Genomic DNA, 19682 nt, shown 5'->3' with positions numbered 1-19682 from the left:
GACGCAAAAATGGAGGTACCCTCGCGCAGGAGGGTGTCTGAGGGGTGTTTTTGGCTCAAGAGACTAGATAGCGAGGGGATTCTAAGTATCATGACAATGACGTGACAAGGGCCTGGATCAAATGTTGGCTGCTTGAATGGCGCTGCCTGACCTTATTGTCAGGTGTGGTTTGGGGGGCTGTGCCGTTTTCCAGGCGGGGGCGCACGGCGGCTTACGCCGCCGCGTCGGGTTTGGCGAGAGGGGCTGCTCAGTCCAGCGTATCCATATAGTCCTTGCCGCGCAGCCGGCTGGTTTGCGCCCACGGCAGCGGCTGGCCGGCGGCCAGCGGGCGGATCTCCACGCGCATGCTTTCGCGGTAGCGCCCGTCCTGCGAGCGCGATTCCACTCGCAGCGGCATCGCCCAGCGCGTGCTCCATTGCAATTGCTTGCTGTGGCCGTTGGCGGTTTTGCGATACCAGCGGCTGCCGTCCGCGCCGGGGCCGACGGTAAAGCCTTTCAGTTTTTCAATGTCCACCAGCTGGCTGGCCAGGGTCCAGGAGCCGTCGAAGCCGACGTCGCTCCATTCGCGCTGGCCCACCTGCACCAGCAGCCGCTGTTGCGGCAGGGCGAACTCCAGCCGCGGCTGGCCTTTGGCGTCCAGCCACACATGGCGGCTGGCGGCGGCGTAGTCGATATGATCGTGGCCGTCTTCCGCGCCATGATCGTGGTCATGGCCGCCGGCGCGCGCGTTCAGCCGTTCGCGCCAGACGTGTTTGCCTTGGCGGGTCAATTTTTCCCGATAGCGTATGGTTTTTTCCACGCCGTCGTTGCCGACGGTGACGGTTTCGTAGCTGATGGTGGCCACCAGGTCCGGCACGGCGGCGCGCAGGGCCGGGGACAGGGCCAGCAAGGCCAGCGGCAGCAGGATTTTCATCGTGGTCTTTCGTCATTCGTAAAAGGAGGCTTGCCCGAGGGCAAGCCGAATGGAGTGAATCCGTGACGGCCGCGCCGGGCCTGGAGCGGTGCCGGCGCGGGGGCGGGGGTTTAGAGCCTGTTTACGATTTCGCGAGCTAGAGCGAGACAAGGCGAAAACGAGTGAAAAAGCGGAATGTACACGTGGTACATGAGCATTTTGAGCTCGTTTTCAACGCCGTATCGCCGACGCGTAGCAGATCGTTAACAGGTTCTTACAAGCCCAGCGCGCTTTTCACCAGGCCAAACACCTTGGTGTTGTCCATCACGCCCTTGAATCCCTTGGAGCCGGCGCCGCCGGACATCAGCATCACGTCGCCGCCGCCGTGGGTTTCGCTGGACAGGCGGATGCCGGTTTCCTGTTGGTAGTCGTCGCCCATCGCGGTGGCGGAGTCCACCGATACGCGGGTGGCTTTGCGGTTGGGGCCGTTGCCGAATACCAGCGCGGTGTAGGTGGCGCCGTCCGCGTCCTTGGATTCCTTGCCGTCGGCGTAGCCGCGCACGATGTCGTGAATGGGGTTGCCGCGCTTGGCGTAGCCGTTGATGGTCATGGTGTGGTCGTGGTCCGCGGTGACCACGATCAGGGTGTTGTTGAGGTCCACCTTGGCCAGCGCGGTCTTGATGGCGTTGTCGAAGGCGATGGTGTCTTCCAGCGCGCGCTTGGCGTTGGTGCCGTGCAGCGCGTGGTCGATGCGGCCGCCTTCCACCATCAGCACATAGCCGTTGCCGTTGCGGGACAGGGTGTCGATGGCCTTGGCGGTCATATCCGCCAGGCTGGGCTGGTTAAGATTGTTCTTCACCCGGTCCAGCTCGTAGTCCATGTGGTCTTTGTTGAAGATGCCCAGCAGTTTGTTGCCGGACTGCGGATTGAAGGCGGCCAGCTCGCTGCCGCTGCTGACCAGGGTGTAGCCCTTGGCTTGCATCTCGGTCAGCAGGTTGCGGCCGTCCGGGCGTTTGCCGCCGGAGGCGGTGGGCAGGAAGAATTTGCCGCCGCCGCCCATCAGCACGTCCAGGCCGGCGCCCAGCTTGGCGTTGTAGCCGGCGCCGCCCGGCACCGCCTGGGCGGCGATGTCGGATTCGGCGTCGCGGTGGCAGACGTGGGCGTAAGTGGCGGCCGGGGTGGCGTGGGTGACGCGGGTGGTGGTCACCGCGCCTATGGCCTTGCCCTTGGCCTTGGCCAGTTCCAGCAGGGTGGTGGCCGCTTGGCCGTTGCCGACGCCGCAGTTGCCGGTGCCGTTGCTGTTGGGGTCGATGGCGCGGGTGTCGGCGGACATGGAGATGACTTCGTTGTTCATCTTCACGCCGGTCATATAGGCGGACATGGACGGCGCGCTGTCGGTGGTTTGCGCGTCGTTGGAGAAGGTTTTGACGCGGGCGGTGCGGGACAGCTGTTCCATGTTCAGCTTGCCGGCTTCACCGTATTTGTAGATGCGCGAGGCGGTGACGGTGGTGGGGCCCATGCCGTCGCCCAGGAAGAAGATCACGTTCTTGGCTTCGCCCGCGGCCTGGGCCGGCAGCGCGTGCAGGGCGGCGGCCAGCGCGGCGACGCTGAGCAGCGGTTTCATCATCGGTTTCATTGCGGTTCTCTTGTATGGATATTTGCGTAGCGTTTGGGGGCGGCGCGGCTCAAAGCGCGGCGGCTTTCTTCACCAGGCCAAACACGTCGATGTTCTCCAGGAAGCCGTGGAAGGCGTCCGCACCCTGGCCGATGGCGCCGATGTAGACATCGGTGCCGCCATGGGTTTCGCCGCCGGCCGGCATGCGCACCGCCGCTTCCTGGTGGTAGTCGTTGGCGGAGACCGCGGCGTCGGTTAGCGCGGCGGCGGCGTTGCGGTTGCCGTTGACGCGGTTTTCGCCGTTGCCGAAGCCGATGATGGAGTAGGGCATGCCGTCCGCGTCGGTGGCCACGCTGCCGTTGCTGTAGTTTTTCACCAGGCCCAGCACGCCGGGGTTGGCGGGCGTGGTCTTGCCGGTGCGCTGGGCGTAGCCGTTGAGCACCAGGGTGTGGTCGTGGTCCGCGGTGACCACGATCAGGGTGTTTTTCAGCTCCGGGTCGCGCTGTTTCATCGCGTCGATGGCGGTCTTGATCGCCTGGTCGAAGGCCACGGTGTCCTGCAAGGCTTTCTTGGCGGTGGTTTCATGCAGCGCGTGGTCGATGCGGCCGCCTTCCACCATCAGGAAGAAGCCCTGCTTGTCCTTGCGGTCCGCCAGCATGGAGATGGCCTTGGCGGTCATTTCGGCCAGGCTGGGTTCCTTGGCGGCGTCGCGGTCCAGGTCGTAGCTCATGTGGCTGCTGGTGAACAGGCCCACGGCGCGGTTGGTCTTGGCCGGGTCCAGCGCGTTGAAGCCGGTTTTGTCCGCGGCGTAGCCGTAGCCCTTGGCTTTCAGCTCCGCCACCAGATCGCGGCCGTCGGCGCGTTTGCCGCCGGCGGCCTTGGGCAGGAAGAACTGGCGGCCGCCGCCAAACACCACGTCCACGCCGTCTTGCAGCTTGGCGTTGTATAGCGCGCCGCCCGGCACCAGTTGGGCGGCGATGTCGGATTCGGCGTCGCGGTGGCAAACGTGGGCGTAAGTGGCGGCCGGAGTGGCGTGAGTGACGCGGGTGGTGGTGACCACGCCGGTGGCTTTGCCGCCGGCCTTGGCCAGTTCCAGCAGGGTGCTGACCGGCTGGCCGTTGCCGCCGCCGCAGTTGGAGGTGTAGTCCGCGGTGGGGGACTTGGCCTGGGTATCGGTGGACATGGAGATGACTTCGTTGTTCATCTTCACGCCGGTCATGTAGGCGGACATGGACGGAGCGCTGTCGGTGACCTGGGCGTCGTTGGAGAAGGTTTTGACGAAGCCGCTTTCCGGCAGCGTGTCCATGGTCAGCTCGCCGTCTTCGCCCACGGAGTAGATGCGGGCGGCGGTGGTGGTGTTGATGCCCATGCCGTCGCCGAGGAAGAAGATCACGTTCTTGGCGGCGGGACGGAGGCCCTGGTTGTTGTTGGCGGAGCCGCTGGAGGGGCCGCCGCTGCTGCCGCAGGCGGCCAGGCCGATGGCGGCCGTCACGGCCAGGGTCAGGCTGAGGATGCGCATGATGTTATGTTCCGGGCATGAAAAAATCCGGCACAGCATAGTGGGCGCATGTTTCGGCCAGGAGAGGTTTTGATGAAGATTTTGTTGCCGAGTCAACCGGGAGGGGGCTTGGGCGTTGGAGAGCCGCGCTCAGCGTTGCTTGGCGCACAGGGGCAGCAGCCGTTGATAGGCGGCGTTGATTTCCTTGCTTTTGCGTTCCGCTAGTTCACGCAGTTCCAGGCCCAAGGCGCTGACCTTGTCCGGATGGTATTCCGCCATCCGCCCCCGGTAAGCCGCTTTCAGTTCCTCCGCGGAGCAGGGCCAGGCGACTTGCAGCACCTGGCAGGCGCGTTCGGTCTCGGAGACGGGGTTGGCCGGCGGTGCCTCCGGCCGCGAAGGACTCAGCGCCCGGCGGATCAGCCAGTAGGCCAGCAGGGCAAACAACAGCAGCGCAATCAATCGCATCGATACGGCTCCTTGGCAGAGGGCCGCCCGCGCAGGCGGACGGAATAGCAATATGGAGCGGCGGGCCGGCCGCGGGTTCCCGGCGCGGGGCCGCGGCCGGCGAAACTTTGCCGCCGGCGGGCGGTCCCACCCGGCCCGCTTATGTTCTTTAATCCAGAGCCGCCTGCCGATCCGGGGAGGTGGCGGCCCGCAAGGAAGCGTATGAGTTCCACCATCCGTCCGGCCGTCCGGGCCGACATCGCCGCGCTGTTCGATATCCGCACCAGCGTCCGGCAAAACCACCTTTCCATCGAGCAACTGGCCAGCCTTGGCATCACGCCGGAGACTATCGCCGAAACCATCGCCGCCGCGCCCTGCGCCTGGATCGCGGAGCAGGACGGCCAGCCGGCCGGCTTCGCCATGGCTGACTTGGACGCCGGCGAAGTGTTCGCCTTGTTCATCAAGCCGGAGTTTGAGGGCTTGGGCCTGGGCCGGCAACTGTTGCGCCAGGCGGAGACCGCGCTGTTTCAGCGCCATTTGGTGATCCGGCTGACCACCGACGGCGACGAAGCCATCCGCGCCAACGGCTTTTACCAGCGCCAGGGGTGGCGGCAAGCCGGCTTGGCAGAGGGCGGAGATGCGGTGTACGAGAAGCGGCGCGGGGGCTGAGCCAGGGCTGAGCGGGGCGCGCCTCCGGCGACGAGCCTGAAGAGGCCGGGGGCGTGCCGGATACGCGGGCTCCCGAGCGTTTGGAGGCGCGCTGCTAGCAGGTAAAGAGGGAGCGCTTCTTCTTTAAGCGCATAAGCATAAGCCAATATGCCACTACAGCCGCGCCGGCTTTTATATTATGATGCCGGCTCTGCGTTGTTTGCCGCCCCTGTCCGCAATACCCAGTTCCCTGTTTCATGCCAAGACGTCGTGTTTCGCGCGCGCCTTCGTCGTCGACTGTTTTCGGGTGGCCGCGCCAAGTCATAGATGATAGCCGTCCTGGAGTTTTGAATGAGTTTCACCACCTTGTTGCTATATATCGTCGCCGTCAGCGCCGTGATGATCACCCCCGGTCCGTCCATGCTGCTGGCGCTCAACAACGGCGCCAGCCACGGCATGCGCATCGCCAGCTACGGCTTTGCCGGCGCGGTGTTGTCCGATCTGCTGTTGATCGCGGCCGTGGGCTGCGGCCTGGGCGCGCTGTTGCAAGCGTCGGAACAATTGTTTTCCATCGTCAAATGGGGCGGAGCCGCCTATCTGGTCTATCTGGCCTGGATGATGTGGCGCGCGCCCACTCAGGCGCTGGCGGCCAGCGCGCAGAGCGGCGAGGCCAGCGGGCGCGGCACGTTTTTGCGTTCCTTGGTAGTGGGCCTGTCCAATCCCAAGGGGCTGCTGTTTTTCACCGCCTTCCTGCCGCAGTTCATCCGCCAGGACCAGCCGGTGCTCACGCAGTACATGATCCTGGCGGTGGTCACCGCCAGCGTGGATTGCGTGATGATGTTCATCTACGCCTACGGCGGCCGCCACGCTATGCGCACTTTCTCCGCCCGCGTAATGGGCTGGATCAACCGCAGCTGCGCCGGCATGCTGGCGGTGTTGGCCATCGGCCTCAGCCTCTACCGCCGCAGCGATATGAGCTGAGCGCGCCGCCGCTGCGCAAGAACAAGCCCGCCGGGATCGGCGGGCTTTTTTGCGTCTCGGCCGGGACGACAAAAAGCCGCCCCTGGGGGCGGCAAGAGGAAGTCGATAAATACAAAGGAGGGGAGGACTCCCCGAACCACCCGGCCAATATAGCCGCCGCCTGTGACAGCAGGATGACGGCTCAACGCAGCGGCGAGGCCGCCGATGCCGGCGCGCGGCGCGTTGGGCTTGTCGCCGCGTCCCGGTATACCCGCACGTAATCCACCACCATCTCCTGCGGCCAGCGCGTGGACGCGTCCGGCGCGCCGGCCCAGTCGCCGCCCACCGCCAGGTTGAGCACGATGAAGGCCGGCTCTTGCAGGGCGCGCCAGCCGTCGCCGCCGTCGGTCTTCATCGTTACCGTTTGATAGAGCCGGCCGTCGACGAAATAGCGTATCGCCGCCGGCGACCACTCCACGGCGAAATCGTGGAAGCTGTCGTTGAACCAGCCCAGGTCCGGCGTGACATAGGAGGCCGACGCCGTTTGTACCGTCTCGGCCGGCGCGCCGGGCTTGGGCCGGTGCGCGCTGCCCCAGACGGTGGCGTTTTCCGCGCCGGTCTCGCTGCCCACCATTTCCAGGATGTCGATCTCGCCGTAATGCTCGGGCTGATCCCATTGCCGGTTCAGCATCCAGAACGCCGGAAACATGCCCTGGCCGTAAGGCAGCTTGATGCGCGCCTCGATCCGGCCGTAGCGCCAGGCGGCTTGGCTGCGCATGCGCGCGGAAGTGTAGTCGCGGCCGCCGTAAGCCTGCCGCCGCGCTGTGATATGCAAGGCGCCGTCGCGCACCGTCACATTGTCACCAGCGGTGTAGTACTGCAGCTCGTGCAGGCCCCAAGGGCCGGAGCCGGACTCCAGCCGCCACTTGGCGCTGTCCAGCGCCGCGCCGTTGAACTCGTCCTGCCATGCCAGTTGCCAATTAGCCGCCGCGGCGCTGCCGCCCAGCAGCGCCATTCCCGCGGCGCATGCCGCTATCTTGTTTTTCATCGCTTGCCTCGCGCGAGTGTGTCCGGCGCTCAGCATAGCCGTAAGCGGGAGCAGCCTGGCGTGGCGGCGCTTGGCAGTTTTACCAAGCGCGGCAAGGACAACGGTTCAAGAGCAATTCGAGTTTAGGCTGGGGTAGGCGGTATTCATGATCCATTTGCCCTTGCTGTTCTTCGAATAGCGGAAAGACAGGTAAATGGGTTGCCCCGCGGGAAAGGGCTGGGACTGGGTGCAGAGCTTGGTGGCCGCATTCACCGTCTGGCAGGTGGTGGGCAGCGTGCCGGGCCAGCCGCCGGGATAAATGGCGCTCACGGGCACGCAATCGGACTCCGCCGGTCGGGTGCCGCACTTGGCCGGTGTTGGGCCTTTGGGGCCGGGGTAGCCCTTCCAGGTAGTGAAGGTGCCTTTAAACTGATCCCAACTGTCAAACTGGGATTTGCCCGCCTCGGTGGGCTGACCGCGGATGTGGATGCTGATATGGCCTTCCATTGCAGTGTTGTCCGCCATGGATTTGACGCTGGTGTTCACATCCGCGGTGGCGCGGCATTCCGCCGCCTGAGCCGGCGCGGCCGAGATCAAGCATAAAGCGAGAGCCGCCAGTGCGGCGCCGAAGCCGTTTGGGGAGAGATGATTGGGCATGGCTGAATCCTGAAAAAGTCGGGTGTGGTGACTCGATGAAGGTTTTTTAAAAGCGGGCGGCTGTAAGTTATTGCGCCAACAGGGCACGGCGCGATTTATCGTACAAGATTAATGCAAAAGGCATGGGGAGGGCCTGCGCTTTGGGACAGGCGGAGCAAGCAGGGGCGGAAAGGGCGCTTACTGCCGGACGCGGGTCCAGGCGGCGGTTTTCTGGAGGAAACTGTCCATATGGTGTTTGCGCCAGATGGAAGCGGTGTCCTTGGCCAACAGGGGACTTCCAGAAACCTGCTTCAGGCAATCAAAAACCAAGCATGCCCTCACACAGATAAAATTTTCAGCAACTTGACGCAGCCAGCGTCGCTGAAGCTGCTGTTTTTGCGCCCGGAGCCCGTATTTCGCAGACTCCGGACGCACCTCGGGCGTCAAAATACCCCCACCCCTTTGCTTTTCAGCCAGCACATCCGCTTCAGGTTATAGGTCAGCACCTTGAGGTGCAGTTGCAAGGTCGCGCGCGGCAAGCCAACGCAGCGCAGGAATTTGCCACCCAAGGCGCGTAGACCGGCGAACGGGTGCTCTCCGCGTGCACGGATCTTGGCAATACGCCGGTTACGACCGACCTGCGTTTCGGAGAGGGCCTGTTTCGGCTTGGCGCGGCGCTGGATGTGTTGCCGCCAACCACACACCTTGAGAATATCCAGCGCCGTGTAGCCACGATCGGCATACATGGCGCGGCTGGTATTGTTCCAATCGAGCACCTTCAACAGGTGGGTCTGGTCGCCTTCGTTGGCCGGGCTGACGTGCGCGGTACGGATCAGTTTGTAGCGGCAGTCGGTCGATACCGATAGCTTGTAGCCGAAGGTCTGCTTGCCATGTTTCTCGGTCCAGCGAGCGTCGACATCCTTGTGCGCGAGCTTTTTGGCCGACCATTCTTCCGGCGTTTCCCCCTGCTTGATCTGGGCGTTCTCGGTCCGCCCGTTGCGCTGGGTCGGCACTGGCACCAAGGTGGCATCAATGATCTGGCCGCAGCGTGCCAGATAGCCTTCGGCATGCAACTGGCGGTTCACCTCGTCAAACAGGCTTGCACCTAACCCCGCCTGCGCAAGCCGCTCGCGGAAGGCCCACACCGTATTTCGATCTGGCACCTTTCCGCTGTCGCGGATACCCAGGAAACGCTGGAAGCTGGTTCGGTCGAGCACCTGGAATTCAAGCTGGGCATCGGACAGGTTGAACAACTGCTGGATCACTAGGAGCCGGATCATCAGTTCAGTGGGATATGGCGGTCTGCCGCCAAAGTAGCGGTGTGGCCTCGGCAATGCCCGGTCGACGCTGGCAGCCAGCCCGGCAAAGTCGACATGCTGATTCAGCGATGTCAGCGGGTCTCCTAGCTTGGACAGTTTGCTTTCACGTTCTTCGGCGGCGAACAGGCTCTTCATGGGTGTGTCTCGGTCAGGGGGCAGGTCAGATCATGCCAGAACGGGAGGTTTCTGGAAGTCCCCAACAGGCCGGCGCGCCGGGTTTCGCGGCCGTTGTTGGTTTGATTTCGGCAATCCGGGTGGCCATGTAGGCCCCCGGATTGGTTTTAATGACTGCCGAGCTTAGCCTTTAACTTCAATGGCGGGATCCCATTTGAAGTAGCCGTAAAGTGTTTGCGGTCCATTTTTAGGGCGATTGAATACGGCAAAATGCACTGTATAGTTTTCCGTGCCTTTATCTATGATTTCAGCACTCATGAACCAATAAGCTTGGTCTTTGCTTTTGGGCGGAAATGGCTCTTTATTGCTGGCTGGGACGGCTGCTTCCTTGGTGTAAACCATGAATTTAGCGTCGCTCATAACTTCTTGACCGCTTTGGTGTTGAATTTTGTACACCATCACGCTGTTTTCGAAGTTGTTCGATTCGGAAACGCCGGCCCAGCGTACTCCATCTCCTACCGTGGCGCTGATTTTCAAATTTCCAGTACCGGAGCCAGTTATGGTGTTGCCCTTGGTGGCAACAAAATAAAATAAAGAGGTGTCGTTGACCATGGTGGGGCTTTGTTCCACCGTGCTGGGGTTTTTATATCGATCAATAATGGCTTCAGTATCAACAATCATATTGATATATACAAAACCGGAAGAAGAAAAAAGTTCCATATCGCTGCTCCTTAAAATGGCAAAACTTGCCAAAAGGAAAGTGAATGAGTTGTTGCGTAGAGGAGGGCTTTACACAGCTGTTTGTTTTTAGAGGTGTAGTTTTATTTTTACAAGGGAGGTTCAAAAAAACCATCCTAAATGCCAGTCTGGTGAGCTTGGTGAAAATATCAATATGGAGTTGCTTCGGCTGACTTGTTTCGTATCCGGAGCGGCGCGTAATTTTGACTTTAGTTGCCTAGAAACTTGGTTGTGACACTCAGTCTTTGCATGGTTGTGCTGATGTGTTTTTTTTGAATGTAAGGCTGAATTGTTAGCCGCAATTAAATGGGAGGCGTGTGTGCATTGCGATGATTTATTTTCAATGAGTTCGACCCGGCCGACTCGCCAAGCGACAAGGGAGGGAGCGAACGTGGTTTTTCTTGAGTTTTTGTACTAATTTGTTGCAAAATCTAGCACCCACTCTCTAACAATTAATACATTCCGCCGATGAACATTTCTCTCCCCCTCGCGCTGCGCGCCTGCGCCGCGCTGTGCTTGTCATGGCCCGCTGTCGCGCCGGCCAAGTCCTTGCCGGTTCAGCCCGCATCCAGCGTAGTGGCCGACTATTTGCAACAGGCCAAGGCCAGCCAGCAGCCGGCCGAGCTGCTCAGCTCTGTGGTGGAGGACGGAGTGGAGGTGCGGATGTACCGGATGGTGTCGCAGCAATGGCCGGGAGCCGGCAGCGGCATTGTCAGCAACGCGCCGCTGTGGGAGCAGCAGTACAAGCTGGTCCTGCCCTTGAAGCGCAAGCCGGGCGCGCCGGTGTTGCTGTACGTCAACGGCGGCAGCAATCACGCGCAGCCGCCCAAGCTGCCGGACCGCTTGCCGGCGGAGGCGCTGGCACGCGATCTGGGCGTGCCGGTGGCCGAGCTGTATTTCGTGCCCAATCAGGAATTGCAGCTGGACGAGCAGCCCACCGGCCGCGAAGACGCGCTGGTGGCCTATACCTGGCGCAAGACGGTGGATCAGCCGCAGGCGGAACGCTTCAGCTCCCTGCATCTGCCTATGACGCAGGCGGTGAGCGCGACGATGGACGCCTTGCAGCGCAGCCTGCCGGGCAGCGAGCGTTTCGTGGTGGCCGGCGCGTCCAAGCGCGGCTGGGCCACCTGGCTGGCCGGCTTGAACGACAAGCGGGTGGGCGCCATCGTGCCGGTGGTGGCGGATTTCTGGAACGTGCGCGACAACTTCACCCATGTTTACAACAGCTACGGTCAGCAGTGGCCGGTGGCGCTGCGCGATTATCAGCGCAACGGCATCACCGAAGACGTTTTGCAGGGCGGGGCCGGCCTGGACGCCTTGTTGAAGTTTGAAGACGTGGTCAATTACCGCGCTAGCATGGCGCGCTTGAGCAAGTACATGATTTCCGCCTCCGGCGACGATTTCGCGGTGCCGGATTCCGCCTGGAGCTATCTACCGGCTTTCACCGGCCCCACGCAGCTGCGCTATCTGCCCAACCAGTCGCACTATGTGAAGGGTGATCAGATCGGCAAGGCCTTGCGGCAGTTCATGCGCCGTTGGCTGGCCGGCAAGCCCATGCCGCAGGCCCAGGTGGATGCGGACCCGGCCAGCGGCCGCTTGCGCGTCAGCGTGACGGGGCGGGAAGCGGGCAAGGCCACGTTGTGGCTGGCGCATAATCCCAAGAGCCGGGATTTCCGTTTCAATTCCGGCATCCGTTATCAGCCCAAGCCGATTGAGGGCCAGTGCCGACGCGGCAGTTGTCGCTTCGAGTTCAAGCCGGACGCTTCGCTGCCGGGCTGGCAGGCTTACTTCATTGAGTTCGAGGGTCAGGATTTCGCTTGGAGCACGCCGCCGCTGGTGTGGCCGCACGCCTATCCCAGCGGTGAGCCGGTGCCATTTGGCGCGCCGCGTTTGCAATTGGGGCGCTGAAGGCGTTTGGGCGGGCGGTTTGACCGCCTGCGCCTGATCCCTAAGCCGGCTGAGCCGGCTTTTATTTTGCTCTTGTTTTGTATTTTTTAGTCCAAAGTGGACTTTTTTGTTTACATTATGGATTGTAAAGTCTACGATGGATTCATTGATCCAATGTGAGTGCCGCCATGCTATCCCGTTACCAGTCCATCGCCGACGCCATCGCCACCTTGTTCTATCCCTACGCCGAGGTGGTGTTGCACGACCTGGCCACCCAGTCCGTGGCCTATATCGCCAATAATTTTTCCAAGCGCGAGCTGGGCGACGATTCCGGCCTGGACGAACTGGAAAACACGCCGGACGCGACGGTGATCGGCCCTTACGAAAAGCTGAACTGGGATGGCCGCAAACTGCGATCCATCAGCGTGGTGCTGCGCGACGACGCCGGGGCCGCGCTTGGAATGATGTGCGTGAACCTGGATATCTCGGTGTTCGAGGGCGCGCGGGCGGCGCTGGACTTGTTCCTGTCCGGCAGCAGGCTGGTGGCGCAGCCGGCGGTGTTGTTCGAGGACGACTGGCAGGAGCGCATCAACCGCTTCATCCACGGCTGGCTGCAACAGCGCCAGCTCAGCCTGTCCATTCTCAACCGCGAGCACAAGCGCGAGCTGGTGGAGGCGTTGCTGCACGAGGGCGCTTTTCGCGGCAAGAACGCCGCAAACTATGTGGCCAACGTGCTGGGCATGGGCCGCGCCACGGTTTTCAAGCATTTGAAAGAGCTAAAGGAGCAAGCATGAAACTGGATTCCCTGTTTGACGACATCGCCGCCGCCCACCAGGCCATCCGCCCGCAGGCGCCGGTCACGCCGTTGGAGCACAGCCCGGCCCTGTCCGCCTTGACCGGCTGCGAGGTGTATCTGAAGTGCGAGCATCTGCAGCGCACCGGCTCGTTCAAGTTCCGTGGCGCCAGCAACAAGCTGCGGCTGTTGGACCCGGCGGCGCGGCGGGACGGGGTGCTCGCCGCGTCCACCGGCAATCACGGCCAAGCGGTGGCGTTGGCCGGCCGCTTGTTGGGTGTGCCGGTGACGGTATACGCGCCGGCGTCCGCCGCCGCGGTGAAGCTGGACGCCATCCGCGCTTTGGGCGCGGACCTGGAGCTGGTGGACGGCGACGCGCTGGCGGCGGAGCTGGCCGCCGGGGACGCGGCGCGGCGGGCGGGCCTGCCGTTTGTGTCGCCCTACAACGATCTGGAAGTGGTGGCGGGCCAGGGTACGGTGGGCATGGAGCTGGCGGAGCAATGCCCGGAGCTGGACGCGGTTTTCGTCTCCGTGGGCGGCGGCGGGTTGATTTCCGGCATCGGCGCGGCCATGCGTCGTTTGGCGCCGGATGTGGAAATGGTGGGCTGCTGGCCGGAGACGGCTGCCACCATGCACGCCAGCCTGCAAGCCGGCCGCATCGTCGAGGTGGATGAGGGCGAGACTTTGTCCGACGGCACCGCCGGCGGGGTGGAGCCGGGCGCGGTGACTTTCGAGCTGTGCCGGGCCGTGATCCGCCATGGCGCGCTGGTCAGCGAGGCGGATATCCGCGCGGCGCTGCGGCTGCTGGCGCAAACCGAGCGCTGGATGGTGGAGGGCGCGGCCGGGGTGGCGCTGGCGGGTTTGCTGCAATTGGCGCCACGTTATCAGGGCAAGAAGGTGGCGGTGGTGCTGTGCGGCCGCAATATTGTGCTGGACAAGTTCCTGAGCGCGGTGGCGGCATGAGGACGCTGGACAAGGACGAGATTCTGGCGCGGCTGGATCTGGAGCGGGCGGAGGCGCTGCTGCGCCAGGGCTTCATCGCTTATTCCGCCGGGCGCGCGCAGTTGCCGCCGGTACAGCATTTCGCTTTTGCCGAGGCCAACGGCGATTGCTGCGTGAAGTCCGGCTATGTGGAGGGCGAGAGCCTGTTCGCGGTCAAGGTGTCGTCCGGCTTTTACGATAATTCCAAGCGCGGCCTGCCCAGCAATCAGGGCCTGGTGCTGTGCTTCTGCGCCCGCACCGGCGCGCCGCTGGCGCTGTTGCGGGACGAGGGCTGGCTCACCGCCTGGCGCACCGCGCTGGCCGGCAGGCTGGCGGCGCGGGTTTTGGCGCCGCGCCGGGTGGCGGCGATAGGGGTTGTCGGCACCGGCTTGCAGGCGCGCTTGCAATTACGCGCCTTGCAGGCGGCGACGCCGTGTCGCGATGTGTGGGTGTGGGGACGTTCCGAGACCGAGCTGGCGGCCTTCGCCGCCGAGTTCGAGCCGCTGGGCTACCGGCTGCGGACCACGCTGGACGCGGAGCCGCTGGCGCGCGCCTGCCAATTGATCGTCACCTGCACGCCGTCCACCCGGCCCATTCTGCAAGCCGGCTGGCTGAAGCCCGGCACCCATGTCACCGCGGTGGGCGCGGACGCCGTCGGCAAGCAGGAGTTGGCGGTGGAGCTGGTGGCCGGCGCGGACCGTGTGGTGGTGGATTCCGTCGCCCAGTGCGCGGCTTACGGCGAAGTGTCACACGCGCTGGCCGCCGGCCTGCTGGAGCGCGAACGCTTGACGGAGCTGGGCCAGGTGCTGGCCGGAGAGCGGCCGGGCCGGCAAAGCGAGGATGAGATTACCTTGGCGGACCTGACCGGGCTGGCGGTGCAGGACGCGCAGATCGCCAAATGCGTGCTGGAGGCTGAGGCCTGAGACGCCGTATCGCCGACGCCCAGCAGACCATGAACAGGTTCTCAGGCCGCATGCGGGAAACCGTGCACCGGCCGTAGCGGCGGCCGGGCGTGGCCCCCCTGTTTTTGCGCCGCCATCAGGAAGCGGGTGTAGTTTTCCTTGCCTATTTGGCGGAAGTTGAATTTGACGGTGTCGGCAGAGAGTGCGACGCCGTCCTTGGCTTGCAGCCGGGCGACGATGTCGGCGACCACATTGTCCGCCTGCTGGCGCAGCGCCGAGCCGGGTTCTTTTTTCAGCATCTCGTTCAGGGTGACGATGGCGGGCGCGTCCGCCAGCCCCATGGCGGACAGGGCGGCGGCGTGCTGGCCAAAGTGCCGCCAGACGATGGCCTGCGAGCCCAGCCTCAGCACGAATTTGAACGGAAAGCCGGTGCGGATGGAGAGCAGTACCGGGTCTATGCACACCAATTGTTCTATGGAGTTGACGCCCTCGGCCGCCAGCGTGGCGGAGATATTGGCGGTCACGCCTTCCAGCTGGATCAACTGGTCGTTTTCCTGAGCTTGTTCCTTGGCGTTCAGGTTCAGCGTCACCAGCCGGCGCAACAGCTTGAACAGGGTGTCCATCGGAAAGGCGCCGACGGCGAAGGCGGACACGGTCTGCGCGGCGGAAGCGGCCTCGGCGGACCCTGCGGCGCTGACGGCCGCGCCGATGGGAATGGCCAGCATCATGCGCAGCGCGTACCAGTACACGTCCGCCACGTTGAGGCTGCGCTTGCGCACGCTCAGCACCATGTCGCTGACCACGAACAGATAGGCGCCGGCGATGGCGGCGCAGACGATCTGCGTGCTGAAGGGCGTGACCAGCTGTTCGTTGGCGGCGAGCAGGTAAAGCATGCTCATGCAAAGGATGGCGATCAGCATCAGCGCCATCGGTGTGAGAAAGGCGGCGCGGCCGTAGTGCTCGCGGTAGATCTGCTCGAACAGTTGCTCGGCGGCGGCTTCCACTTCTTCGTTTTCCGGCAGCGGCCAGGTGTTCAACTGCGGGTGCTTGTCGGTGCGCGGCTGCCAGAATTGGCGCAGGTAATAGATCAGCGCGCCGTTGTTGAGGCGGTTGCGGAACTCCTCGTAGCGGGCGCCCCAGCCGATCACCAGAAAGCGTATCAAGGGCGCGGCCGCCAGAGCCGTGGTCAACAGGCCCAGCACGAAATGGCTGGCATGCTGGGAAAGGGAGAACGGCGGTTTTATCAGCCGCGGCAGCCAGTACAGCGCGGCGATGTCCAGCAATAGCAGGCCTATCCACAAGCTGTGATATTTCAGGTTTTTCATGGCGGCCTCGTTGGCTGGCGCTGTGGCTACCATGGTAGTTCCCCAGCGTAAAATCGCACTCCGTACGAATAACTAGCCCGCCGGCCGGCGGCTACCTTATCGAAAGTCGTGTTGAATCATTGATGGCCGGCCCCTAGCATTTGCCTCGCATTTCATCTGCACGCCAAGGCGCAAGCTTGTCCTCGCCGCCGCTTGTCGGACGCTTCCCTTGCCGCATCCTCCAACCGACCTTCAGGAACGGGACCAGACATGCCGGACATCATCGATTTGAGAAGCGACACCTTGACGCGGATCTGCAAAAGCGACGTGGAGACGCTGGACTTCGCCAAGATCGGCGACGACTGTTACGGCGAAGACCGCTATGTGCGCGAGCTCGAGGCGTACTGCGCCGAGCTGTTCGGCAAGGAGGCGGCGCTGTTCATGCCCTCCGGCACCATGAGCAACCAGGTAGGGCTGCGCTGTCTGGCCGCGCCCGGAGACGAAGTCGTCACCGAGGTGGGCTATCACATCAACTTCTTCGAATCCTCTGCGGTCAGCGTCAACAGCGGTCTGGTGCTGAACCCCTACCATAGCGCGGACGGCATTCTCACCGCCGCCGATGCGCGCATCGCCATCCAGGCCAAGGCGCGCTGGTCCAAGCTCTATGCTGCGCCCAAGGTGGTGGCGATAGAAAGCAGCATTAACAGCTACGGCGGCATTGTTTATCCGGTGGAAGAGATGAGGCGCATGCGCGCGCTGTGCGACGAAATGGACCTGAGCCTGTACCTGGACGGCGCGCGGGTGCTCAACGCCTGCACCCGGCTGGATATGCCGCCGGCGCGCTACGTGCGGCCGGCGGACATGCTGAACTTTTGCTTCTCCAAGGGCGTGGGCGCGCCGTTCGGCTCCATCCTGGCCGGCCCGGCGGAAAAAATAGAGGCCGCCAGGGTATTCCGAAAATGGCATGGCGGCTGTCTGCATCAGTCTGGCTTGATGGCCGGCGTGGCGCTGGACAAGATGGGGCACTGGCAGCGAGTGACGCAGCAGGACAATGATAATGCCGAATGGCTAGGGCGCAGGCTGGGCGAGGCGGCGCGGCTGAAATACCCGGTGGAGACCAATATGGTGTTCATCGAGGCGACGGACGCCAAGGGCGTTGCGGCGCGGCTGGCGGCGCGGGGCGTGATGGCGCTGGCTTGGAAGCCGGACCTGCTGCGCTTCACTTGCAGCAGCCTGGTGACGCGGCGGGAGCTGGAGCGGGCGGCGGACATCATTCGCGCCAGCCTGTGATCGGCCGCCGACATCGTGGCTTCCCGGCCAGTCTGCGCGACGCGGTGTACGGTGTGGAGCCGCTCTTGCAATGTTTCAACTAAAAATGTAAATTTCAACATATTGTTGAATTTAGGCGGCCCAAGCCCGGAGAGATTCGCGCTTGGGCCGCTGGCATGAAAGGGAAACGATGTTGCAATTGGAGCGGCTGGCGCTGCGTGAATTTCGCGCCGAGGATTTGCCCAATGTGTTTTACGGGCTGTCGCACCCGGAGGTGATCAAGCATTACGGCATCCATTACGCCAGCGAGGAGGACTGCCGCGCGCAGATGCGCTGGTTCGACGATATCCGCGCCGACGGCAGCGGTTTGTGGCTGGCGCTGGAAACGCTGGAGGGCCGGCGCTTCTTGGGTGCGGTGGGCATCAGCTCTTGGTCTGAGCAGCACCATTGCGGCGAACTGGGTTATTGGCTGCTGCCGGAACACTGGGGGCGCGGCTATATGCAAGAAGCCCTGCGCGGTTTTCTGGGGCTGGCCTATCGTCGCTTCCCGCTCAACCGCGTTTACGCGCAAGTGGAGGTGGACAATCTGGGCTCTCGCAAGCTGTTGCAAAACGCGGGCTTTACCCTGGAAGGCGTCAGCCGCGAGTGCGAATGGAAAGACGGCCGCTATCTGTCGCTGGCCAATTACGCCATCTTGCGCGCCGAGCATGAGGCGGAGGAGGGCGGCGATGAGTGAGGCGGAACGCAAATACGTGGCGGTGATCCACAAGCGGCTGGAGCCGGGCCGGGCGATGAATGTGTTGGGCCATCTGGCGCTGGCCCTGGCCTGCCGGCTGCGGCGCGCCGACGCGGCGATAAACCACGTGGATTATGTGGACGCCGATGGTGGCGTGCACCCGGCGATCTCGGCCGACCCCTTCATTGTGCTGCGCGCCGACAACTCCTCCAAATTGGCCCAGCTGCGTCAGGCCGCGGCCGAGGCGGGCGTGGCCTGCGTGGATTTCACCGACACCATGGGAGAGGGCGGCAGCGCAGAACAGCTGCGCCGCACCGCGGCCACCCCGGCGGCCGCGCTGGAATACTGGGGCGTGGCCTTGTGCGGCTCCGAGGCGGAGTTGGGGGCGCTGACGCGCAAGTTCAGCCTTTACCGTTGACGGGAGCTTGCATGGAAGACTCGAAGCGGGAGACCGATTCGGCCCAGGCGGAAAAACAGGCCGTGTTGCGTGCGCTGAGCGCCGTGGTCAAGTTGGCGGGCACCATGGTGGACGCGCACACAGAAGTGGTGCTGCATGATCTGAGCCGGCCGGAATGTTCCATCGTTTCCATCGAGAACGGCCATGTGTCCGGCCGCCGGCTAGGCGACGCCATTCTGGGTGGCCCGGCCGGGGACCGGGGCTTTGCCGCCATCGAGCAGGCCATGCGTCAGGGCGGGGCCGAGCCGGCGTTGGTGTCCGGCTACCACACGCTGAGCCGCGACGGCCGGCGGCTGCTCTCCGCCAGCGCCGTTTTCAAGACCACCGCCGGCGAACCCTTCGCCGCGCTGTGTCTGAACAGCGATCGCAGCCAGCTGGAAGCGGCGCTGGCCTGCCTGCAGACGCTGGTGGGCCGCGCGCCGCCGCCGCCGCGGACAGCGCCGGAGCCGCCGGCCATGGACGAGGCGATGCGGGACATCATCGCTCAAGCGCTGGACGGCAAGCCGCTGGCGCGGATGAAGAAGGCGGACAAGAAGCAGGCGGTGGCGCAGATGCTGGAGCAGGGCCTGTTCATCGTCAAAGGCGGGGTGGAGCGCGCGGCCGAGGCCTTGGGCGTCAGCCGCTACACCATCTACAACTATCTGGACGAAATTCGCGGCGCGGGGAAGGGGGACGAGACATGAAGCTTCCAATCTATCAGGTGGACGCGTTCTGCGATGCGGTATTCCACGGCAACCCGGCGGCGGTGTGCCCGTTGCCGGCCTGGCTGCCGGACGCCACGCTGCAAGCCATCGCCATGGAAAACAATCTGTCCGAAACCGCCTTCCTAGTGGCGGACGGCGAGCGGATGGCGTTGCGCTGGTTCACGCCCGCCACCGAGGTGGACTTGTGCGGCCACGCCACTCTGGCCAGCGCCTGGGTCTTGTTCCATGAGCTGGGCTGGCGCGGCGAGCGCATCGCTTTCCAGACCCGCAGCGGCGAGCTGAGCGCGCGGCGCGATGGCGAGCGCATCGAGCTGCGCTTCCCGGCGGTGACGCCGCGGCCCTGCGCCGAGCCGGCCGGCCTGCTGGCGGCGCTGGGCCTGGACGCCGGCCAGGTGCTGGCCGCCGACGACTACATCGTGGTGTTGGACGACGCGGCGAGGCTGGCGGAACTGCGCCCGGATTTTCAGCGGCTGCGTGGTTTTCCCAAGCGCGGGGTGGCGGTTACCGCGCGCGGCGAGGACTGCGATTTTGTCAGCCGCTGGTTTGGGCCCGGCGTGGGGGTCGACGAAGATCCGGTTACAGGCTCGGCGCACTGCTGGCTAGCCCCGTATTGGGCCGGGGTACTGGGCAAGACCCGGCTGCTGGCGCGCCAGGGCGGCGCGCGCCGCGGCAGCCTGGAGTGTCGGGTGGAAGGCGAGGAAGTGGCTTTGCTGGGGCAGGCGAGGCTGTATCTGAAGGGCGAGATTTACATTTAGGCA

20 protein-coding genes are annotated in these 19682 nt (G+C 63.9%); 11 read left to right on the top strand and 9 right to left on the bottom strand.

The features are described 5' to 3' along the window. Nucleotides 1-247 precede the first annotated feature (247 nt). The 4 genes from GYH29_RS15320 to GYH29_RS15305 all read right to left on the bottom strand — a co-directional run bounded on the left by GYH29_RS15320 (nucleotide 248) and on the right by GYH29_RS15305 (nucleotide 4470). The gene (locus GYH29_RS15320; protein ID WP_043590127.1) at nucleotides 248-913 is read right to left on the bottom strand and encodes a hypothetical protein; all 666 of its coding nucleotides are present in this window, start codon (nucleotides 911-913) and stop codon (nucleotides 248-250) included. Between the two features lie 253 nt (nucleotides 914-1166). Further along, on the bottom strand, nucleotides 1167-2528 hold the full coding sequence (locus GYH29_RS15315; protein WP_232060405.1) for an alkaline phosphatase: 1362 nt from the start codon (nucleotides 2526-2528) through the stop codon (nucleotides 1167-1169). 49 nt (nucleotides 2529-2577) lie between these two features. Further along, nucleotides 2578-4026 carry an alkaline phosphatase gene (locus tag GYH29_RS15310; RefSeq protein WP_161524065.1) on the bottom strand — a complete coding sequence of 483 codons (1449 nt, stop codon included), beginning with the start codon at nucleotides 4024-4026 and terminating at the stop codon, nucleotides 2578-2580. Nucleotides 4027-4155: 129 nt separating this feature from the next. Continuing rightward, a complete protein-coding gene (locus GYH29_RS15305) occupies nucleotides 4156-4470 on the bottom strand; it encodes a DnaJ domain-containing protein (RefSeq protein WP_161524064.1) in 315 nt (104 codons plus the stop codon). Between the two features lie 201 nt (nucleotides 4471-4671). On the opposite strand from GYH29_RS15305, the gene GYH29_RS15300 reads away from it, so the two are divergent. After that, on the top strand, nucleotides 4672-5118 hold the full coding sequence (locus tag GYH29_RS15300) for a GNAT family N-acetyltransferase (protein ID WP_107731966.1): 447 nt from the start codon (nucleotides 4672-4674) through the stop codon (nucleotides 5116-5118). A gap of 330 nt (nucleotides 5119-5448) precedes the next feature. Further along, nucleotides 5449-6078, top strand: a complete 630-nt coding sequence (locus GYH29_RS15295) for a LysE family translocator (RefSeq protein WP_161524063.1) — start codon at nucleotides 5449-5451, stop codon at nucleotides 6076-6078. Nucleotides 6079-6259: 181 nt separating this feature from the next. Here the strand turns inward: GYH29_RS15295 and GYH29_RS15290 are convergent, their stop codons facing one another. The 4 genes from GYH29_RS15290 to GYH29_RS15275 all read right to left on the bottom strand — a co-directional run bounded on the left by GYH29_RS15290 (nucleotide 6260) and on the right by GYH29_RS15275 (nucleotide 9873). Beyond that, nucleotides 6260-7105, bottom strand: a complete 846-nt coding sequence (locus tag GYH29_RS15290; protein ID WP_161524062.1) for a glycoside hydrolase family 16 protein — start codon at nucleotides 7103-7105, stop codon at nucleotides 6260-6262. Nucleotides 7106-7210: 105 nt separating this feature from the next. Beyond that, nucleotides 7211-7741 (bottom strand): hypothetical protein, encoded by a 531-nt coding sequence (locus GYH29_RS15285; RefSeq protein ID WP_081575273.1) that lies wholly within the window; start codon nucleotides 7739-7741, stop codon nucleotides 7211-7213. A gap of 422 nt (nucleotides 7742-8163) precedes the next feature. Continuing rightward, the gene (locus GYH29_RS15280) at nucleotides 8164-9174 is read right to left on the bottom strand and encodes an IS5 family transposase (protein ID WP_081551377.1); all 1011 of its coding nucleotides are present in this window, start codon (nucleotides 9172-9174) and stop codon (nucleotides 8164-8166) included. A 162-nt stretch (nucleotides 9175-9336) separates the two neighbouring features. Further along, nucleotides 9337-9873 carry an inclusion body family protein gene (locus tag GYH29_RS15275; protein ID WP_043590123.1) on the bottom strand — a complete coding sequence of 179 codons (537 nt, stop codon included), beginning with the start codon at nucleotides 9871-9873 and terminating at the stop codon, nucleotides 9337-9339. A 486-nt stretch (nucleotides 9874-10359) separates the two neighbouring features. On the opposite strand from GYH29_RS15275, the gene GYH29_RS15270 reads away from it, so the two are divergent. From GYH29_RS15270 to GYH29_RS15255, 4 genes are all read left to right on the top strand, one after another. After that, nucleotides 10360-11799 carry a PhoPQ-activated protein PqaA family protein gene (locus tag GYH29_RS15270; protein WP_161524061.1) on the top strand — a complete coding sequence of 480 codons (1440 nt, stop codon included), beginning with the start codon at nucleotides 10360-10362 and terminating at the stop codon, nucleotides 11797-11799. Between the two features lie 167 nt (nucleotides 11800-11966). Beyond that, nucleotides 11967-12572: a helix-turn-helix transcriptional regulator gene (locus tag GYH29_RS15265; RefSeq protein WP_019101251.1), complete on the top strand. Its 606-nt coding sequence runs from the start codon at nucleotides 11967-11969 to the stop codon at nucleotides 12570-12572. Further along, entirely contained in the window at nucleotides 12569-13534 is a 966-nt protein-coding gene (locus GYH29_RS15260; RefSeq protein ID WP_019101250.1) for a threonine/serine dehydratase, read from the top strand. The genes GYH29_RS15265 and GYH29_RS15260 overlap by 4 nt, the downstream gene beginning before the upstream one ends. Further along, complete coding sequence (locus GYH29_RS15255; protein WP_161524060.1) at nucleotides 13531-14475, top strand: ornithine cyclodeaminase family protein; 945 nt, start codon at nucleotides 13531-13533, stop codon at nucleotides 14473-14475. The genes GYH29_RS15260 and GYH29_RS15255 overlap by 4 nt, the downstream gene beginning before the upstream one ends. 41 nt (nucleotides 14476-14516) lie before the next feature. On the opposite strand, the gene GYH29_RS15250 is transcribed toward GYH29_RS15255, so the two are convergent. Beyond that, nucleotides 14517-15779: a hypothetical protein gene (locus tag GYH29_RS15250; protein ID WP_161524059.1), complete on the bottom strand. Its 1263-nt coding sequence runs from the start codon at nucleotides 15777-15779 to the stop codon at nucleotides 14517-14519. A 249-nt stretch (nucleotides 15780-16028) separates the two neighbouring features. Here GYH29_RS15250 and GYH29_RS15245 point away from each other — a divergent pair, with 249 nt between their 5' ends. From GYH29_RS15245 to GYH29_RS15225, 5 genes are all read left to right on the top strand, one after another. Continuing rightward, nucleotides 16029-17048: a threonine aldolase family protein gene (locus GYH29_RS15245; RefSeq protein ID WP_081575470.1), complete on the top strand. Its 1020-nt coding sequence runs from the start codon at nucleotides 16029-16031 to the stop codon at nucleotides 17046-17048. Between the two features lie 169 nt (nucleotides 17049-17217). Continuing rightward, entirely contained in the window at nucleotides 17218-17763 is a 546-nt protein-coding gene (locus tag GYH29_RS15240) for a GNAT family N-acetyltransferase (RefSeq protein ID WP_019101246.1), read from the top strand. Then, nucleotides 17756-18181: a DUF2000 domain-containing protein gene (locus tag GYH29_RS15235; RefSeq protein WP_019101245.1), complete on the top strand. Its 426-nt coding sequence runs from the start codon at nucleotides 17756-17758 to the stop codon at nucleotides 18179-18181. The genes GYH29_RS15240 and GYH29_RS15235 overlap by 8 nt, the downstream gene beginning before the upstream one ends. A gap of 11 nt (nucleotides 18182-18192) precedes the next feature. Continuing rightward, on the top strand, nucleotides 18193-18903 hold the full coding sequence (locus GYH29_RS15230; protein ID WP_043590115.1) for a helix-turn-helix transcriptional regulator: 711 nt from the start codon (nucleotides 18193-18195) through the stop codon (nucleotides 18901-18903). Further along, the gene (locus tag GYH29_RS15225; protein ID WP_118268056.1) at nucleotides 18900-19679 is read left to right on the top strand and encodes a PhzF family phenazine biosynthesis protein; all 780 of its coding nucleotides are present in this window, start codon (nucleotides 18900-18902) and stop codon (nucleotides 19677-19679) included. The genes GYH29_RS15230 and GYH29_RS15225 overlap by 4 nt, the downstream gene beginning before the upstream one ends. The last annotated feature ends 3 nt before the right edge of the window (nucleotides 19680-19682 follow it).

This window comes from Chromobacterium haemolyticum (assembly GCF_009936155.1).
GTDB lineage: Bacteria > Pseudomonadota > Gammaproteobacteria > Burkholderiales > Chromobacteriaceae > Chromobacterium > Chromobacterium haemolyticum.
This window is presented reverse-complemented; position numbering and strand designations above follow the sequence as displayed.

What these genes read in the sequence shown, in the direction of transcription:
- GYH29_RS15255 (WP_161524060.1), top strand. Translation starts at nt 13,531, where the DNA reads ATGAGGACGCTGGACAAGGACGAGATTCTGGCGCGGCTGGATCTGGAG.
- GYH29_RS15245 (WP_081575470.1), top strand. Translation starts at nt 16,029, where the DNA reads ATGCCGGACATCATCGATTTGAGAAGCGACACCTTGACGCGGATCTGC.
- GYH29_RS15275 (WP_043590123.1), bottom strand. Translation starts at nt 9,873, where the DNA reads ATGGAACTTTTTTCTTCTTCCGGTTTTGTATATATCAATATGATTGTT.
- GYH29_RS15230 (WP_043590115.1), top strand. Translation starts at nt 18,193, where the DNA reads ATGGAAGACTCGAAGCGGGAGACCGATTCGGCCCAGGCGGAAAAACAG.
- GYH29_RS15250 (WP_161524059.1), bottom strand. Translation starts at nt 15,779, where the DNA reads ATGAAAAACCTGAAATATCACAGCTTGTGGATAGGCCTGCTATTGCTG.
- GYH29_RS15300 (WP_107731966.1), top strand. Translation starts at nt 4,672, where the DNA reads ATGAGTTCCACCATCCGTCCGGCCGTCCGGGCCGACATCGCCGCGCTG.
- GYH29_RS15315 (WP_232060405.1), bottom strand. Translation starts at nt 2,528, where the DNA reads ATGAAACCGATGATGAAACCGCTGCTCAGCGTCGCCGCGCTGGCCGCC.
- GYH29_RS15225 (WP_118268056.1), top strand. Translation starts at nt 18,900, where the DNA reads ATGAAGCTTCCAATCTATCAGGTGGACGCGTTCTGCGATGCGGTATTC.
- GYH29_RS15270 (WP_161524061.1), top strand. Translation starts at nt 10,360, where the DNA reads ATGAACATTTCTCTCCCCCTCGCGCTGCGCGCCTGCGCCGCGCTGTGC.
- GYH29_RS15295 (WP_161524063.1), top strand. Translation starts at nt 5,449, where the DNA reads ATGAGTTTCACCACCTTGTTGCTATATATCGTCGCCGTCAGCGCCGTG.
- GYH29_RS15310 (WP_161524065.1), bottom strand. Translation starts at nt 4,026, where the DNA reads ATGCGCATCCTCAGCCTGACCCTGGCCGTGACGGCCGCCATCGGCCTG.
- GYH29_RS15265 (WP_019101251.1), top strand. Translation starts at nt 11,967, where the DNA reads ATGCTATCCCGTTACCAGTCCATCGCCGACGCCATCGCCACCTTGTTC.
- GYH29_RS15235 (WP_019101245.1), top strand. Translation starts at nt 17,756, where the DNA reads ATGAGTGAGGCGGAACGCAAATACGTGGCGGTGATCCACAAGCGGCTG.
- GYH29_RS15320 (WP_043590127.1), bottom strand. Translation starts at nt 913, where the DNA reads ATGAAAATCCTGCTGCCGCTGGCCTTGCTGGCCCTGTCCCCGGCCCTG.
- GYH29_RS15285 (WP_081575273.1), bottom strand. Translation starts at nt 7,741, where the DNA reads ATGCCCAATCATCTCTCCCCAAACGGCTTCGGCGCCGCACTGGCGGCT.
- GYH29_RS15290 (WP_161524062.1), bottom strand. Translation starts at nt 7,105, where the DNA reads ATGAAAAACAAGATAGCGGCATGCGCCGCGGGAATGGCGCTGCTGGGC.
- GYH29_RS15305 (WP_161524064.1), bottom strand. Translation starts at nt 4,470, where the DNA reads ATGCGATTGATTGCGCTGCTGTTGTTTGCCCTGCTGGCCTACTGGCTG.
- GYH29_RS15240 (WP_019101246.1), top strand. Translation starts at nt 17,218, where the DNA reads ATGTTGCAATTGGAGCGGCTGGCGCTGCGTGAATTTCGCGCCGAGGAT.
- GYH29_RS15280 (WP_081551377.1), bottom strand. Translation starts at nt 9,174, where the DNA reads ATGAAGAGCCTGTTCGCCGCCGAAGAACGTGAAAGCAAACTGTCCAAG.
- GYH29_RS15260 (WP_019101250.1), top strand. Translation starts at nt 12,569, where the DNA reads ATGAAACTGGATTCCCTGTTTGACGACATCGCCGCCGCCCACCAGGCC.